We start from the raw sequence: 14,956 nt of genomic DNA, 5'->3' as shown, positions 1-14,956 counted from the left end.
ATATGGCGGCCGTCATGCGAGGTCCATGGATCGGCGACAATTCCGGCTCGATCCGGCCCGGCGGTTGCGACAAAACCGCCGCCGGGCCTCGCTTCCGCCCGACTTCGCTGATTTCTGCACCACTCTGTCGCATCTCTCTGAAAGGCTCCCCATTTGCCCCGACTTCCCTTCCTCCTCGCCATCGTGATCGTCGCAGGCACCATGGCCGCCTGCGCATCGAAGCCGGTGAACGATCCGGGCGGCAAATGGGCGAAACAGGCCGAGATGGTCGACAATTCGCTGTTCCGGTAGCGCCCGCCCGGCCGCCTTTCTGACCATCCGTCCACGTCAGGCGGCGAGCGCCTGCGGTTGCACTGCGACGTCAGGCTGTGCGAGACGGAGCGACCATGAGCATGATTTCCCACCGTCTCATGGAAACGCCCCCCATGTCCGAATTCACCCTGCGCCCCAACGCGCCGTTCGATCTTGTTCCTCTCCAGCGCCTGCTCGCCGACGAAGCAGACCTTTCTCTCGTCAATCCGAGTGCCAAGCATCCGTTCGATCCGCTCGAATGGCAGGATAAATGGCTGAACGAGCCGGATGACGCATCCTATTATCTGGTCGATGCGAGTGGCCGCGAAATCGGCTTCTTCGCGCTGCGCATCGGGATTGGCCCGGAAGTGCGCCATCTCGTCTATGTCTTCGTCGAGGAAGCCGCTCGCGGCGGTACCGGCAAGGAACTCGCCGCTCACGCCGAAGCGGCAGCGCGCCACCTCGGCGCGATTTCCGTCACCCTGAAAGTCGAACTCGACAACGAGCCGGCCCTGGCGGTCTATCAGGCGGCGGGCTATGAGGAACTCGGGCGCTCCAACGGCATGGCGACGATGCGCCTCGACTTCGCCTGAGGATGCGGCCGGTCGAGTCGCAGCGACCGGTCGGACAATGTGACCGGAGCCGCCGCATGCGGCGCACCCCATCCACCCCTCGGTTTCGCCGGTCGCGGCAGGGCGCAAGCGTCGTCGAGCCGAAGCCGCCGGGCGCGCATGGCCCTGATCTCGCGAGCGACGGCGGCAATCGTAAGCCGGATCGTCATGCGGCCGCCGCCAGTCGCTCGCCGGCGACGCGATAGGAGATCGCCTCGGCGAGATGGATGCGCTGCACCGTCTCGGTCTGCTCGAGATCGGCGAGGGTCCGCGCCACCTTGAGAATCCGGTGATAGGCCCGCGCCGAAAATTTCATCTGTTCGGCGGCATCGTGCAACAGCTGAGTGCCTGGACGGTCGACCATCGCAATGTCCTCGATCATGCTCGCCGAGCAATGGGCGTTCAGGGTCTCCGCGGGAAGGCCGAGCGCGGCGTAACGTTCCGCCTGGGCCCGCCGCGCCGCACGGACGCGGGCAAGCACCGTTTCGGACGCCTCGGCGGTTGCCGGCCTGATCATATCCGAGGCGGAAACGGCCGGGACTTCGACCTTGAGGTCGATCCGGTCGAGCAGCGGACCGGAAATCCGCGCCTGATATTCGCTGGTGCAGCGCGTCCCGCGCGGGCAGCGATGTCCCGGCTCACCGGCCATGCCGCACCGGCACGGATTCATCGCCGCAATCAACTGAAACTTCGCCGGATACGAGACGCGGTGGTTGGCCCGCGCGATGACGCTCTCGCCGCCTTCGAGTGGCTGACGCAGCGAATCGAGGACGACCGGCGAAAACTCCGGCAGTTCGTCGAGGAACAGCACGCCGCGATGAGCGAGCGAAACCTCGCCGGGTCTCGCCCGCAGCCCGCCACCGACCATTGCCGCCATCGTCGCGGAATGGTGCGGGCTGCGGAACGGCCGGCGATCGGAAAGCTTGCCGCCGGTCAATTCGCCGGCGATCGAGGCGATCATCGAGACCTCCAGCAGCTCGCGCGGCGCCAGCGGCGGCAGGATCGCCGGCAGGCGCTGGGCGAGCATCGATTTGCCGGAGCCCGGCGGCCCGACCATCAGGAGATTGTGCCCGCCGGCCGCAGCCACCTCCAGCGCCCGCTTGGCGACGATCTGGCCCTTGATCTCGGAAAGGTCCGGCAGGTTGGCCGGCGCCGAACGGATCGCCGGCTCGGGCCGGGCGATCACCTGCGTGCCGCGAAAGTGATTGGCGATCTGGATCAGGCTGCGCGCCGCGACGATCGGCATGTCGCCGCTCGCCCAGGCGGCCTCCGGACCGCATTCGGCCGGGCAGATCAGGCCCATTTCAAGAGCGTTGGCGCGCATCGCGGCCGGAAGAACCCCTGCCACCGGCGTGATCATCCCGTCGAGGGACAACTCACCGAGAACGCAGAAGCCGGCAAGCGTGTCCGAGGGAACCGCCCCGAGGGCAACCATCAGGCCGAGGGCGATCGGAAGGTCGTAGTGGCTGCCTTCCTTCGGCAGGTCGGCCGGCGCCAGATTGACCGTCACCTTCTTCGGCGGCATCGAAAGCCCCGACGCGTGCAGTGCTGCCTGCACGCGCTCGCGGCTCTCGGCAACGGCTTTGTCAGGAAGGCCGACGATTTGAATGCCGACCTTGCCGGGCGCCACCATCACCTGGACGTCGACCGGAACGGCCTCGATGCCGTGAAACGCCACCGTCTTGACGCGCGACACCATCGGCCGCTCTCCTCCTTGTCGGATCGACACGTTTAAGGGTTGTTTCCATCGGAAATGCATCCAAGCATATCATTCAGAATGAAACAAGAACTTTTATCGAACAAAATGCGCTTGCAATGCGGCGTATGTTCTGGCAGCCTGATGATATCGGGAATGTAGCAGAGTTCAGCCGGCCCGGTCTGGCGGCCGGCGCGGTAGTTTTTCCGCGAGGCAGTGCGCCGCCTGTGATCACCCTTTCGAGGGGCGGTTCACGGTGAAACGCCTTGCCAGGTCGAGGTCGGGTTGCGCCGAGTAAGAGGGCCGTCGATTGCGTGGGAATTCCGGGTGGCTGAAGCCGCGCCTTGTGAGCACTCGTCCCTGATGGCGGAGGAGGCGGAGCCGGAAGCGACGGCGCTTTGGATCGTCGAGCGAAATCGCGCCGCGTTGCGACGTTGTGCAATAGAGCGTCCCAACCGCGGCGAGGTCACTGTCGAAAGTGCATACGGTGCGATCAGTCGGGGCACGGAGGCGCTGGTCGCCGCGGGTTCGGTACCTGAAAGCGAATGGCAGCGGATGCGGGCGCCGTTCCAGGAGGGCGCGTTCCCGTTTCCGGTGAAATACGGCTACGGCACGGTGGGCCGGGTCGTCGGAGGCGACGAAGACCGGTCGGGCGAGTGGGTCTTTTGCCTTTATCCGCACCAGGACCGTTTTGTCGTGCCGGGCGAGGCGGCGGTTCCGGTGCCACGCGCAGTCGCGCCCGAGCGTGCAGTCCTTGCGGCGAACATGGAGACGGCGCTGAACGTCGTCTGGGATGGCGGCATCTTGCCAGGTGACCGGGTGGCGGTGATCGGCGGTGGCGTGGTGGGACTTCTGGTCGGGTTCCTCGCCGCGCGGATCCCGGCGACGCAGACGGTGGTCGTCGACGTGAACTCGGCGCGGGCAAAGGTGGCCGGCGCACTCGGCGTCGGTTTTGTCGGTCCGGGCGAGTTGCCGCGGGACTGCGACGTGGTCGTTCACGCCTCGGCGAGCGAGGCGGGGCTGGCGAGCGCGATCGATGCGGCGGGGGTCGGCGCGAGGGTCGTCGAAGCGAGCTGGTATGGCGAGCGTACGCCGTCGGTGCCGCTCGGGGGCGCCTTTCACAGCCGGCGGCTGTCGATCATCGGCTCACAGGTCGGCCGCGTCCCTGCAGCGCGGGCGCCACGCTGGAGCAATCGACGGCGGCTGGAGACGGCGCTCGGGCTCCTTGCCGACCAGCGGCTCGACGCGTTGTTTTCCGGCGAAACGCGATTTGCCGAGCTTGCCGCATGTTACGGGGAGATTCTTGCAGACCCGGCCACCCTCTGCCATCGCATCCGCTACGACTGACGAATCGTCGACGAGAGGAGAGGGTGCCGATGTATGCCGTCGAGGTCCGCGACCACATGATGATCGCTCACAGCCTGCCGCGGCCGGTCTTCGGGCCGGCGCAGGGAATGCACGGAGCGACCTATGTCGTCGATGCTGCCTTCTTCACCAACGATCTCGACGCCGACGGGCTGGCGGTCGATATCGGCCTCGCCATCCAGCTGCTGAAGTCGGTGCTTGAGCCCCTGAACTACCAGAATCTCGACGCGGTCGAGGCCTTTCAGGGGAAGGTCACGACGACGGAGTTCCTGGCGCGGCATCTGTTCGACCGGCTGGCGGAGCGGATCGCCGGCGGGGCGCTCGGCGAGGGCGGCGGCCGCATCCGGCGGCTGAAGGTTTCGCTTGAGGAATCCCACGTCGCCCGTGCCTGGTACGAGGGGGAGCTGTGAGCGCAGGCCGGGTCGTCTTCGCGATCCCGGGCGACATTGCGACGCCAAGCGGCGGCTATGCCTATGACCGGCGGCTGATGGTGGAGCTGGAACGGCGCGGCTGGCGCGTCGAGCATCTGATGTTGCCCCCTGGCTTTCCGGTTCCTACAGCGGCGGAACTGAACGCCGCGGAGGGGGCCCTGGCTGCCGTCGAGGACGATACGCTGGTGCTGGTGGATGGCCTCGCCTTCGGAGCGATGCCGGAGATCGCCGCAAGACAGGCGAGGCGACTCCGACTGGTCGCCCTCGTCCATCATCCGCTCAGCCTTGAGACCGGACTCGATGCCGCTGGGCAGTCGCGCCTTGCCGAGAGCGAGCGGGCGGCGCTCGGCTTCGCACGCGCCGTCGTGGCGACGAGTGATGCGACGGCGAAGACGCTGACGGACGATTTCGCCGTCCCGGCGGAGCGGCTGACCGTGGCGCCGCCGGGCACGGATCGCCCGTGGCGGACCGACCGCGACGGGCGGGGAAGTGACGCGCTGCGCGCGGTCGAGCGGGACGAGGGCGAGACTTTGCCGCTGATCCTGTCCATCGGGACGCTGATCCCCCGCAAGGATCACGCGACCTTGGTCGATGGTCTCGCGAGGATTGCGGATCTCGACTGGCGGTGCCGGATCGTCGGTTCCCCGGCCGCCGATCCGCAGACGGCGGCGGCGCTGGAGCAGCAGGTCCAGGAAAGCGGTCTGGCGGACAGGATCACCCTTGCCGGGGCGATGCCGGATGTCTCGGAAGAATACGAAAAGGCCGATCTCTTCGTCCTCGCCAGCCGCTACGAGGGCTATGGCATGGTGTTTGCCGAGGCGATGGCGAACGGCCTGCCGATCGTCTTCTGCGCCGAAGGCGCGCCGCGCGACCTGATCCCCGCTGCGGCGGGACGGCGATTTCCGCCCGGCGATGCCGATGCGCTCGGTGCCGCGCTGCGCGAATTCCTAACCGACCAGTCCGCGCTGAAGGCGGCCGGCCAGGCTGCGTCTGCGGCGGGTATGGCGTTGCCTCGCTGGGAGGAGACGGCACAGATCGTCGCCGCGGTCCTCGCCGATGTGGCGAAGGCGGGGCCGGAGTTGGCGGCTCACTCGCCGGCGGAGACGGTCCGATGAGCGGCTTTGCCGCCGAGTGGCTGGCTCTGCGCGAGCCGGCCGACCGGCAGGCACGCGATGCCTCGCTGTTGCGCCGCGCGGCCGACTGGCTGACGGAGGGCGGGGGCAGAGCCACCGTCCTCGATCTTGGCTGCGGCAGCGGCTCGACGCTGGCAGCCCTGCAGCCGCTGTTGGCTTCAGCGTCGACAGTCTGGCGGCTGCTCGACGACGACCCGGTGCTGCTGGCCTTTGCCATGGAGCGAGCGGAACAGCTCGGTGCGGAAGCCGAAACCCGTCTGGCGGACCTTTCCGACGTGGCGGCGATCCCGCTCGAAGGGGTGCGCCTGGCAACGGCCTCGGCATTGTTCGATCTCGCCTCGCGGGATTTCATCGAAGCGATTGCCGAGCGTCTCACGGCCGCGAGTGTCGGCCTTTACGCCGCGCTCAACTATGACGGCTCGACGGTGTTTTCGCCGTCGCACCCGCTGGACGGCATCGTCCTTGCCGGTTTCAACAGGCATCAGTTGCGGCCGAAGGGTCTCGGCAGCGGGGCCTCGCTCGGGCCCGCCGCCGCCCGCGCTCTGGCGCGGGCCCTCGAAGCGCGCGGCTACGCCGTCACGATTGCCGAAAGCCCCTGGCGGCTTGCGAGCGAGGATGCGGCGCTCGCAAGGGCGCATGTCGAAGGCATGGCAGATGCCGTCGGCGAGCTCGACGTCATCGACGCCGAGGAACTCGAGGCGTGGCGGCAAATGCGAATCGATAGCGCGGCCGGGGGCCGCACGATCGTCGGCCATCTCGACATTCTGGCGCTTCCTGACTGAAGAGACGTCGGGAGCTTTTGCGGCTCGCGGCGTGACTGCCCCAAGACTTGGGCGGGCCCGCAGCCAGAAATCCCGGCGATCAGTATTAGCTTGCGGGCGGGCGACAACATCCCCTTTCGCCGAAATGAGGGCGCGCTGTCCATTTCCAGCAGGGCGGGTGCTGGTCAGGAAGGTCGCCCTGCGATCGCGGTTCAGACACTCATCCGGAACGCCGGCGCGAGCTCCGCAAAGGAGCCGCGGCTCACGACCCGATCTGAAGTTTCGGCTTGCCGCGACCGATCGAAGCCTTGGCTCAAGTCGTCGCGCGGATAAGGACGCGGTCGACAGGCCCGGAACGTCCGCGCCGGCTCAGATCATCCGGTGCAGGGTCTGGTCCCGCAACAGGACGTGATGGTGCAGGACGCCGCCGATATGGAGGCACAAGAGGACGAGGATCGACCAGCCGAGGAAGACATGGACACTCATCAGCGTCGGCGCGAGATCGGATTTTCCGATCGGGCTCCAGACGGTGAGGGCGCCGAACCAGTCGAGCGGAAAGCCGAAGGCGTTGGTGGCGAGAAAGCCGAAGATCGGCTGCAGGATCAGCGCCGCGTAGAGCAGCCAGTGGACCGTTTCGGCAAGCCGCTTCTGCCACAGCGGCATTGCCGGCTCCGGCGGCGGCGGGACGACCAGCCGGAAGGCGAAGCGGGCAAGCATCAGCCAGAGGATCAGGAACCCGAAGGATTCGTGGACGAGATAGAAGGCGGTCTTGGCATCGTCCTTGATGAATTCGATGACGAAGCCGGCCGGCCAGACGACGAGGACGAGGACCGCGACGATCCAGTGCAGGATGCGCGCCGCCGGGTGGTAGGAGATGGCGGGGGCGCCGAGGCTTTCGCCGGCAATGGTCATGTCGGTCGACCTTTCGTTACGCGGGACACCATTTTCGGATAACCCGGATTTTCGTCAGGTAGAAGACGCAATTTGCCGGCCGGGCGTCGGCGAGGTCGCCAGCGACACCGATTTGATCTGCGCGAAAAGCCGGTCGCCGGGGGCGAGCTCCAGCCGCGCCGCCGAGCGCCGGGTCACCTTGGCCATGAAGGTGAGGCGGCCCGGGCCATCGAGCGCCAGGAGCACGGCGAGGTTGGCGCGACCGGCCGGCTCGATGGCGACGATCTCGACGGACAAGGTGTTGAGGATGGTCGAGTGGGTGAGCGGCTCCCTGGCGAGACTGACGTCGCTCGCCTCGATGCGCAGCCGCCGTTCGAGGCCGATCTCACCCGGCCCGCTGCCATCGACGAAGACGGTCTGGCCGCAAAGGTCGAGTTCGGCAAGGCCGTCCGCCTCGTCGAAGCCGGTGACCCGCGCCGGCAGCACCGCTGCGGCGTGCGGGTGGCGCACGAAGCCGAGGCCGATGTCGGTCAGCGCCTGGTTGAGCGGTCCGCTGGCCGTCACGCGTCCCTGTTCGACGAGGACGATGTCGTCGGCGAGGCGTTCGATCTCGCCGATGTCGTGGCTGACATAGAGGATCGGCAGGGCGAAAGAGCCGGCGAGCCGTTCCAGGAACGGCAGGATCTCGTCCTTTGCCCGCCGGTCGAGCCCGGAGAGCGGCTCGTCCATCAGCATCAACCGCGGGTGCGTCAGGATCGCCCGGCCGATCGCCACCCGCTGGCGTTCGCCGCCGGAGAGGTCGGCGACGGCGCGCCCCTGGAGCGGCCCGAGCGCCAGGAGCTCGATGACTTCGAGAAGCAGCTCCTGGTCGATGCCGCCGGGGCTGCGCCTCGCCCCGTAGACGAGATTGCCGGCAACGGAGAGATGCTCGAACAGGCTCGCCTCCTGAAAGACGTAGCCGAGCGCGCGGCGATGGGTCGGCAGAAAGCGTGCCCCGTCCTGCCAGACGTCGCCGCCCGCGAGCACCCGGCCCTCGAGGCGGGTGAGGCCGGCGATCGCCCGCAGGATCGAGGTCTTGCCGGAGCCCGACGGGCCGAACAGCGCGGTGACGCCCCGCCGCGGCATGGTGAAGGCCGCCTCGACGCTGAACTCGCCGCGCCGGCCGCGCAACGAGACGTCGAGGCCGTGCGGTTCCGCCGGCTTGCCGCCGGCCGCAGCCGTCATGGCCGGACCTCGCCGATGCGCCGGCCGATCCGCGACATGGCGAGGATCACCAGGAAGGAAAAGACCAGCATGGCGCCGGCGACGAGATGCGCCTCGCGGTAGCGCAGCTGCTCGACATAGTCGAACATGGCGATGGAGAGGACGCGGGTCTTGCCGGGGATGTTGCCGCCGATCATCAGCACGACGCCGAATTCGCCCACCGTATGGGCGAAGCCGAGGACGGCGCCGGTGAGGAAGCCCGGCCGGGCGAGGGGGATGGCGACGGTGAAGAAACGGTCGAGCGGCGAAGCCCTGAGGGTGGCGGCGACCTCCAACGGGCGCCGGCCCATCGCCTCGAAGGCGCCGCGGATCGGCTGGACGACGAAGGGCAGCGAATAGACGACCGAGCCAGCGACGAGGCCGGCAAAGGAAAAGGCCAGCGAGCGCACGCCGGCAAGGCCGCCGAGACCGTCCGGCCCGAGCGCGATCAAGAGATAGAAGCCGAGCACCGTTGGCGGCAGCACCAGCGGCAGGGCGACCAGCGTGCCGACGATGTCACTGACGAGCGAGCGCGAGCGCGAAAGCCACCAGGCGAGCGGGGTTCCGAGCACCAGGAGGACGAGGGTGGTGACACCGGCAAGTTCCAGCGTCAGCACCAGCGCCGATAAGATGTCGGCGGTGTCGAGCCTCATCGCGCCCGTCGTTTCGCGATGCGTCTCTCAATGGGTCTCACTGGCCGCTCTCGTAGCCGTAGCGCTTGATGATCTTCGCCGCTTCCGGGCCCTTCAGGAAGGCGATGAAGGCCTTCGCCGTCTCGCTGTCTTCGCCGGGGGTGAGCAGCACGGCATCCTGGCGGATCGCCGCATGATCCTCGGCCGGGACGATCCACCGCGATCCGGCTTCGTTGCCGGCGATCTGCGAGAGCGCGACGAAGCCGAGTTCGGCATTGCCGGTCGAGACGAACTGAAAGGCCTGGGCGATGCTGTTGCCTTCGACGAGCTTTGCTTCGAGATCGTCGTAGACGCCAAGCTTCTTCATCGTCTCGACGGCCGCGGCGCCGTAGGGCGCGGTCTTCGGATTGGCGATGGCGACCTTGTCGAATGTCGCCTTGCTCAGCGTTTCCGGCCCCGTCACCAGATCGGGATCGGCGCTGTAGAGGGCGAGGGTGCCGATCGCATAGGTGAATTCGCTGCCCTCGGCGGCAAGCCCGTCGGAAATCGCGCGGCGCGGCCGCTCGTCGTCCGCCGCCAGAAAGACCTGAAAGGGCGCGCCCTGGCCGATCTGCGCGTAGAGCGACCCCGTCGAGCCGAAGCTCAGCTCGGCAGTGTCGCCGGTCTTTGCCGCAAAGGCCTTGGCGATCTCCTTGGCCGGCTCGGTGAAGTTTGCGGCGACGGCGACCGCAGTGGTGCCCGCCGCGGCCTGACCGGTGAGGCAGAAGAGGGCGGCAGCGGCGGCGAGGGGGGCGAGCGGCAGGAAGCGTGTCATGGAGTTCTCCGATATGTTTTGCAGAACATATCGCTTGCCCGCCCGCGTCAAGTGCCGCGTTTGAGATTTTGCCCGGGCGGATCGTCTGCCGCGGCCGTCTCTGGCGCGAGCAGCGCCCGCAGGACGGTGATCTCGCCGGCGACCGCCGCCTCGGCTTCGGCCTCCACCTTGCGATAGCTCGAAAGCACGGTCTCGCCGGCCGGCGTCAGGCTGGCGCCGCCGCCGGCATTGCCGCCGCGTGCGGAGGCCACCAGAGGCTCGCGGAAGCCGGCATTCATTTCCTCGACCAGCGACCAGGCCCGCTTGTAGCTCATCTTCAGGCGCCGCCCGGCGGCGGCGATCGATCCGGTCTCGGCGATCGTCTCCAGCAGTCGGGCCTTGCCCGGACCGATGCTGAAGCGGTCGCTGAGTCTGAGGCGCAGATGCGCGACGGCGCGGGCAGGCGGCTCCGTCATGCGCCGGCCAGCGCCGCGTCGATCTCGTCGGCCGAGGGCATCGCGGTCTGGGCACCGAGCCTGCGGCAGGCAAGGGAGGCAGCCACGGAGGCGCGCCGCGCGGCCTCCGGCGTCGGCAGCCCTTGCGCCAGACCGCCGGCAAGAACGCCGACGAAGGTGTCACCCGCGCCGGTGGTATCGACGACGTCGACGGCCATCGCGGCGATCGTCTCGCAGCCGCCGTCGGCACTGGCGACGAGCGCGCCGTCGCCGCCGAGGGTCGCGATCACCTCGATGCCGTAGCGGGCGGCGAGCGCCTCCGCCATGGCGGCAGGGTCGGCCGCGTCGACGCCGACGATCCGCGCCGCGGCGGCGAGTTCTCCTTCATTGACGACGAGAACGTTACTTGCAGCGAGCAGCCGCGACAGATCGTCCGCGCGAAGATCCGCCGGCACCGGCGCCAGGTTGACGACGACGCGCCCGCGGGCGGCGCTCATCCGCTCGGCCGCCGCAAGGGTCTCGGCGAGCGCGATCTCCATCTGCAGGACGAGAACGGTGTCGGCGCTGAAAAGCGATGGGTCGAGATCGCCGGCACTGGCTTCGAGATTGGCGCCGCTGGCAACGGTGATGGCGTTTTCGCCGCTCCGGTCGATGGCGATGAAGGCGCAGCCGGTGCGCTCTGCGCCGGTCGCCAGATGGGCAGTGTCGATCCCTTCCCGGCGCATCTGCTCCCTGGCGGCACGCCCGAGGTCGTCGTCGCCGACGGCGCCGGCAAAGGCGACGGGACGGCGCGAGGCCCGCGCGGCGGCGACCGCCTGATTCGCACCCTTGCCGCCGAAGAGCTGCTCGTAGCGGGCCGACAAGACGGTCTCGCCGGGCCGGGCAATTCCGTCCACCCGGCAGACGAGGTCGATGTTCACCGATCCGAAGACGAAGACGGTGCCTTGATGCCGATTGCTGTCAGTCATGGCCTGCCGTCGCTTTCGTTCGTTCCTGGGTCGCGTCTCGGCTTCTCCCGCATTCGGCGCCGCCACTCAAGGGCCGGCGGCGAGCTCGGCCCCGAGAGCCGGCGCAAGGCTCGCGCAAAGAGATCGGTTTTCTGTTGTCGCTGGGGAACTCCCGGTTCGCATGGCGAGCCGGGCTGTTGCCGGCTGCAGTAAATAGATCGGTGATCTTTTCGAAATACACCCAAGAATTGGAGAATAGAAATCTGCCAGTTCTGGCCCGACCTGCGCGAAGGCCGCCGGCCCCGCACATTCTGCAACGCGATAAAGAATTGTTTAGGAGCTTGAGGCTAAGTTTCCGGCGGACCAACGAAAGAGAAATTTCCGAGAACGCAGATAGCGGACAATGGAACTCACGAATCTCGAAATATCGGCAGAACTGACCTTAATGTCTCCCGGGCTTACCTTTGCCGCGAAGCCGACCGGGGCGATCGCTGGTCGCATCAGGGTGCGGCGGGTCGCCGGACCGGGGCGCCGCCGATGATCATCATTTCCGTCACTGCCGTGCCGGCCGCGGCCGCCGGGCCGAGAGCGCCGGTGCGGCCGGCAGGCCCCGCCGTCGCACCGCCATTTGCCGATCAACCGCATGTCTCCGCTGCAAGCTGGGAGGAAGTCTGATGCCCCGCAAGTCAACCAAGGCGAGCTCCGCGGAGGACGCGGTCTACGCGCTTCCCGAAGTGCTCGATCTGAAGGCCGCAACGCCGCTGACCGAGAAGCTGATGTCTCTCAGGGGACAGAACCTGGTCGTCGACGCCTCGAAGGTCGAGCGCCTCGGCACCCAGTGCGTCCAGATCCTCATCGCGGCCGCCGCCACCTGGAAGGACGAGATGGCCGCGTTCAGCATCGCCGAACCATCGGATTCCTTCATCTCCGGTCTTCAGGTTCTTGGCCTTACACCCCAGGCCATTCTCGAAAAGGAAGTTGCACAATGAAACGCACCATTCTCACCATCGACGACTCCCGCACGATGCGAGAGATGCTGAAGGTCACGCTCGCCTCGTCGGGCTTCACGGTCGTTCAGGCCGAGGATGGCCAGCACGGCATCGAGGTGCTCCAGGGCATGGATATCGAGCCGGACGTGATCATCACGGACATCAACATGCCCCGCAAGGACGGCTTCCAGTTCATCGAGGAAGTCCGCTCCAATCCGAGCCGCCGCGCCATCCCGATCCTCGTCCTGACGACGGAGAGCGATCAGGAGAAGAAGCAGCGTGCGCGGCTGGCCGGCGCCACGGGCTGGATCGTCAAGCCGTTCGATCCGACCAAGCTGGTCGACGCGATCAACCGCGTCGCGGCCTGAGGTCGGACTGACGACGGCGCATAAGGTCGAGGCAATTTCCGGTACGCATGTGCCGGATCGAGGGTGGAAAGAGACAGACCATGGATGCAATGGCCGAAATCCGGCAAACCTTCTTCGAAGAATGCGCCGAGCAGTTGGCGGAACTCGAAGCAGGGCTCCTGGCGATCGAAAATGACGAAGCGGACTCTGACACCGTCAACGCCGTCTTTCGTGCCGTTCATTCGATCAAGGGCGGCGCCGGCGCCTTCAGCCTGGACGACCTCGTCCACTTCGCGCACGTCTTCGAGACGACGCTGGACGAGATGCGTTCCGGGCGCCTCGAATCGTCTGAAAAAGTCGTCAAGATCATGCTGCGCTCGGCCGACGCGCTGGCCGATCTCGTCACCGTGGCGCGCGACGGCGGCACGGCGGACGCCGAGCGCAACGCGGCCCTGATCGACGAGCTGAAGGGTCTCGTCGCGCTCGCCAAGGGCGAGGAGCCGCCGGCTCCCTCCGCCGGCAAGAGCGCCGCCGCGCCGGCCTCTGACGGCCCGGTCTATGACGACGGCATGGGCGACCTCGACTTCACGCCCGTCGCGGTCGACCTCAGCGACCTGATGGGCATCGGCGGCGACAACCGCTTCAAGATCGTCTTCAAGCCGTCGCCGCGGATGTACGCCAAGGCGAACGAGGCGAACCGCGTTCTGCGCGACGTCTACGCCCTCGGCGAGGCGAAGGTCGTCTGCAACACCTCCGAGGTGCCGCTGCTGACGGCGATCGACCCGGAAGGCGCCTATCTCACCTTCACCATCGAACTCTCCACCGCCGAGTCGGAAGAGAAGGTTCGCGAAGTCTTCGAATTCGTCGAGTTCGATTCCGACCTGTCGATCGAGGCGCTGCCCGACGAGGACGACGACGACGACAGCGACGATCCCGACATCGCCGACATCCTGGCGCGCATCAAGGCGACGCCGGACGACGAGGGCGGTGCCGACGACGTTTCCGGCAAGGACGAGCCGGAGGAAGAGCCCGCCAAGGCGGCCGAGCCGGCCAAGGCCGAAGCGCCGAAGCCGGCACCGGAGAAGGCTGCCGCGCCGAGCGCTCCGGCCGCCGCCAAGGCCGAGGCCGGCGGCGACGGCAAGGGTGGCGGCGGCGGTGCGGCCCAGACCATCCGCGTCGATCTCGAACGCGTCGACCGGCTGATCGACCTCGTCGGCGAACTGGTGATCCATCAGGTCATGCTGTCGCAGCGCGCCTATCAGGCCGGCCTTGCCCGCGCTTCCGACGTCGCCGTCGGCTTCGACGAGCTCGAGCAGCTGACCCGCGAGATCCAGGACAGCGTCATGGCGATCCGCGCGCAGCCGGTGAAGTCGGTGTTCCAGCGACTGCCGCGCCTGGTGCGCGAGGTCGCCGACATCTCCGGCAAGCAGGTCCGGCTGATCACCGAGGGTGAATGGACCGAGGTCGACAAGACCGTCATCGAACGGCTGGCCGACCCGCTCACCCACATGATCCGCAACGCCATCGACCACGGCCTCGAAAAGCCGGAGGATCGTCTCTCCGCGGGCAAGACCGAGGAAGGCGTCGTCCGCGTCGCGGCGATGCACCGTTCGGGCCGCATCGTCATCGAGATCTCCGACGACGGCGCCGGCATCAACCGCAAGCGCGTCAAGGACATCGCCATCAAGAAGGGGCTGATCCCCGCCGAGGCGAACCTTTCCGACGAGGAGATCGACAACCTGATCTTCCTGCCGGGCTTCTCGACGGCGGAGAAGATCTCCTCGCTCTCCGGCCGCGGCGTCGGCATGGACGTCGTCAAGCGCTCGATCCAGGCGCTGGGCGGCCGCGTGTCGATCACCTCGCGTCCAGGCAAGGGCTCGACCTTCACCATGAGCCTGCCGCTGACCCTGGCGGTGCTCGACGGCATGATCGTCTCGGTCGGCGACCAGACGGTGGTGGTGCCGCTGACGGCGATCATCGAGACGCTGCAGCCGAAGGCCAGCGAAGTGAAGAGCTTCGGCGGCGACGCCCGGCTGGTGCAGGTTCGCGACAACTTCCTGCCGCTCGTCGATGTCGCCCGCGAGCTCGGCTACTCCTACGAACAGGCGAGCGCCACCGGCGGTGTCGCGATCCTGGTCGAGGCCGAAAACGGCGCCCGCTCGGCGCTGCTCGTCGATGCCATCCAGGGCCAGCGCCAGGTGGTGATCAAGAGCCTCGAGGCCAATTACGGACGCGTCCCCGGCATCGCCGCGGCGACCATCCTCGGCGACGGCCGTGTCGCGCTCATTCTCGACGTCGACGCCGTCGTCGCCACGTCACGGCCGGAAGGCAATTTCTTCAACAGCAGCATGCAGCACGCAGCGGAGTGAGCA

At 67.6% G+C, this 14,956-nt stretch carries 16 protein-coding genes; 9 read left to right on the top strand and 7 right to left on the bottom strand.

The window, feature by feature from the left end; genetic code table 11:
• The first annotated feature begins 153 nt into the window (after positions 1-153).
• Positions 154-291 carry a hypothetical protein gene (locus E3C22_RS24485; protein WP_167591736.1) on the top strand — a complete coding sequence of 46 codons (138 nt, stop codon included), beginning with the start codon at positions 154-156 and terminating at the stop codon, positions 289-291.
• Between the two features lie 134 nt (positions 292-425).
• Positions 426-884 carry a GNAT family N-acetyltransferase gene (locus E3C22_RS11190; RefSeq protein ID WP_134762105.1) on the top strand — a complete coding sequence of 153 codons (459 nt, stop codon included), beginning with the start codon at positions 426-428 and terminating at the stop codon, positions 882-884.
• Positions 885-1,068: 184 nt separating this feature from the next.
• Here the strand turns inward: E3C22_RS11190 and E3C22_RS11185 are convergent, their stop codons facing one another.
• On the bottom strand, positions 1,069-2,601 hold the full coding sequence (locus tag E3C22_RS11185) for a YifB family Mg chelatase-like AAA ATPase (protein ID WP_134762104.1): 1,533 nt from the start codon (positions 2,599-2,601) through the stop codon (positions 1,069-1,071).
• 324 nt (positions 2,602-2,925) lie between these two features.
• On the opposite strand from E3C22_RS11185, the gene E3C22_RS11180 reads away from it, so the two are divergent.
• Genes E3C22_RS11180 through E3C22_RS11165 form a run of 4 tightly spaced genes read left to right on the top strand, consistent with a single transcriptional unit; the run spans position 2,926 to position 6,309 of the window.
• Positions 2,926-3,945, top strand: coding sequence for a zinc-dependent alcohol dehydrogenase (locus E3C22_RS11180; RefSeq protein WP_245514929.1), 1,020 nt, complete (start codon positions 2,926-2,928; stop codon positions 3,943-3,945).
• Positions 3,946-3,974: 29 nt separating this feature from the next.
• Positions 3,975-4,373: a 6-pyruvoyl trahydropterin synthase family protein gene (locus E3C22_RS11175; RefSeq protein WP_134762103.1), complete on the top strand. Its 399-nt coding sequence runs from the start codon at positions 3,975-3,977 to the stop codon at positions 4,371-4,373.
• Complete coding sequence (locus E3C22_RS11170; protein WP_245514928.1) at positions 4,370-5,509, top strand: glycosyltransferase family 4 protein; 1,140 nt, start codon at positions 4,370-4,372, stop codon at positions 5,507-5,509. Before E3C22_RS11175 ends, E3C22_RS11170 begins: the two co-directional genes overlap by 4 nt.
• Positions 5,506-6,309: a methyltransferase domain-containing protein gene (locus E3C22_RS11165; RefSeq protein WP_134762102.1), complete on the top strand. Its 804-nt coding sequence runs from the start codon at positions 5,506-5,508 to the stop codon at positions 6,307-6,309. The genes E3C22_RS11170 and E3C22_RS11165 overlap by 4 nt, the downstream gene beginning before the upstream one ends.
• A 348-nt stretch (positions 6,310-6,657) precedes the next feature.
• On the opposite strand, the gene E3C22_RS11160 is transcribed toward E3C22_RS11165, so the two are convergent.
• The 6 genes from E3C22_RS11160 to E3C22_RS11135 are packed head-to-tail and all read right to left on the bottom strand — an operon-like array spanning position 6,658 to position 11,269.
• Entirely contained in the window at positions 6,658-7,200 is a 543-nt protein-coding gene (locus tag E3C22_RS11160) for a cytochrome b (protein WP_134762101.1), read from the bottom strand.
• A 54-nt stretch (positions 7,201-7,254) separates the two neighbouring features.
• Positions 7,255-8,403, bottom strand: a complete 1,149-nt coding sequence (modC, locus tag E3C22_RS11155; protein WP_134762100.1) for a molybdenum ABC transporter ATP-binding protein — start codon at positions 8,401-8,403, stop codon at positions 7,255-7,257.
• Positions 8,400-9,074 (bottom strand): molybdate ABC transporter permease subunit, encoded by a 675-nt coding sequence (gene modB / locus E3C22_RS11150; protein WP_134762099.1) that lies wholly within the window; start codon positions 9,072-9,074, stop codon positions 8,400-8,402. The genes modC and modB overlap by 4 nt, the downstream gene beginning before the upstream one ends.
• A gap of 37 nt (positions 9,075-9,111) precedes the next feature.
• Entirely contained in the window at positions 9,112-9,867 is a 756-nt protein-coding gene (modA, locus tag E3C22_RS11145) for a molybdate ABC transporter substrate-binding protein (RefSeq protein ID WP_134762098.1), read from the bottom strand.
• A 47-nt stretch (positions 9,868-9,914) separates the two neighbouring features.
• Positions 9,915-10,322, bottom strand: a complete 408-nt coding sequence (locus E3C22_RS11140; RefSeq protein ID WP_134762097.1) for a winged helix-turn-helix domain-containing protein — start codon at positions 10,320-10,322, stop codon at positions 9,915-9,917.
• Entirely contained in the window at positions 10,319-11,269 is a 951-nt protein-coding gene (locus tag E3C22_RS11135) for a PfkB family carbohydrate kinase (RefSeq protein WP_134762096.1), read from the bottom strand. Before E3C22_RS11135 ends, E3C22_RS11140 begins: the two co-directional genes overlap by 4 nt.
• A 653-nt stretch (positions 11,270-11,922) precedes the next feature.
• Here E3C22_RS11135 and E3C22_RS11130 point away from each other — a divergent pair.
• The 3 genes from E3C22_RS11130 (at position 11,923) to E3C22_RS11120 (ending at position 14,953) form a co-directional block, all read left to right on the top strand.
• Positions 11,923-12,237, top strand: a complete 315-nt coding sequence (locus E3C22_RS11130) for an STAS domain-containing protein (RefSeq protein ID WP_134762095.1) — start codon at positions 11,923-11,925, stop codon at positions 12,235-12,237.
• Positions 12,234-12,605 carry a response regulator gene (locus E3C22_RS11125; protein WP_134762094.1) on the top strand — a complete coding sequence of 124 codons (372 nt, stop codon included), beginning with the start codon at positions 12,234-12,236 and terminating at the stop codon, positions 12,603-12,605. Before E3C22_RS11130 ends, E3C22_RS11125 begins: the two co-directional genes overlap by 4 nt.
• An 80-nt stretch (positions 12,606-12,685) precedes the next feature.
• Positions 12,686-14,953, top strand: a complete 2,268-nt coding sequence (locus E3C22_RS11120; protein WP_134762093.1) for a chemotaxis protein CheA — start codon at positions 12,686-12,688, stop codon at positions 14,951-14,953.
• Positions 14,954-14,956: the final 3 nt, after the last annotated feature.

Source organism: Jiella endophytica, from assembly GCF_004519335.1.
GTDB classification, from domain to species: Bacteria; Pseudomonadota; Alphaproteobacteria; order Rhizobiales; family Rhizobiaceae; genus Jiella; species Jiella endophytica.
The sequence above is the reverse complement of the archived record's forward strand: the minus strand, read 5'-3'. Positions and strand labels throughout refer to the sequence as shown.

Bases quoted from the DNA above. Each gene is read 5' to 3' on its own strand.
- modB (WP_134762099.1), bottom strand. From the start codon at position 9,074: ATGAGGCTCGACACCGCCGACATCTTATCGGCGCTGGTGCTGACGCTG.
- E3C22_RS11125 (WP_134762094.1), top strand. From the start codon at position 12,234: ATGAAACGCACCATTCTCACCATCGACGACTCCCGCACGATGCGAGAG.
- E3C22_RS11135 (WP_134762096.1), bottom strand. From the start codon at position 11,269: ATGACTGACAGCAATCGGCATCAAGGCACCGTCTTCGTCTTCGGATCG.
- E3C22_RS11185 (WP_134762104.1), bottom strand. From the start codon at position 2,601: ATGGTGTCGCGCGTCAAGACGGTGGCGTTTCACGGCATCGAGGCCGTT.
- modC (WP_134762100.1), bottom strand. From the start codon at position 8,403: ATGACGGCTGCGGCCGGCGGCAAGCCGGCGGAACCGCACGGCCTCGAC.
- modA (WP_134762098.1), bottom strand. From the start codon at position 9,867: ATGACACGCTTCCTGCCGCTCGCCCCCCTCGCCGCCGCTGCCGCCCTC.
- E3C22_RS11175 (WP_134762103.1), top strand. From the start codon at position 3,975: ATGTATGCCGTCGAGGTCCGCGACCACATGATGATCGCTCACAGCCTG.
- E3C22_RS11120 (WP_134762093.1), top strand. From the start codon at position 12,686: ATGGATGCAATGGCCGAAATCCGGCAAACCTTCTTCGAAGAATGCGCC.
- E3C22_RS11190 (WP_134762105.1), top strand. From the start codon at position 426: ATGTCCGAATTCACCCTGCGCCCCAACGCGCCGTTCGATCTTGTTCCT.
- E3C22_RS11140 (WP_134762097.1), bottom strand. From the start codon at position 10,322: ATGACGGAGCCGCCTGCCCGCGCCGTCGCGCATCTGCGCCTCAGACTC.
- E3C22_RS11160 (WP_134762101.1), bottom strand. From the start codon at position 7,200: ATGACCATTGCCGGCGAAAGCCTCGGCGCCCCCGCCATCTCCTACCAC.
- E3C22_RS11165 (WP_134762102.1), top strand. From the start codon at position 5,506: ATGAGCGGCTTTGCCGCCGAGTGGCTGGCTCTGCGCGAGCCGGCCGAC.
- E3C22_RS11130 (WP_134762095.1), top strand. From the start codon at position 11,923: ATGCCCCGCAAGTCAACCAAGGCGAGCTCCGCGGAGGACGCGGTCTAC.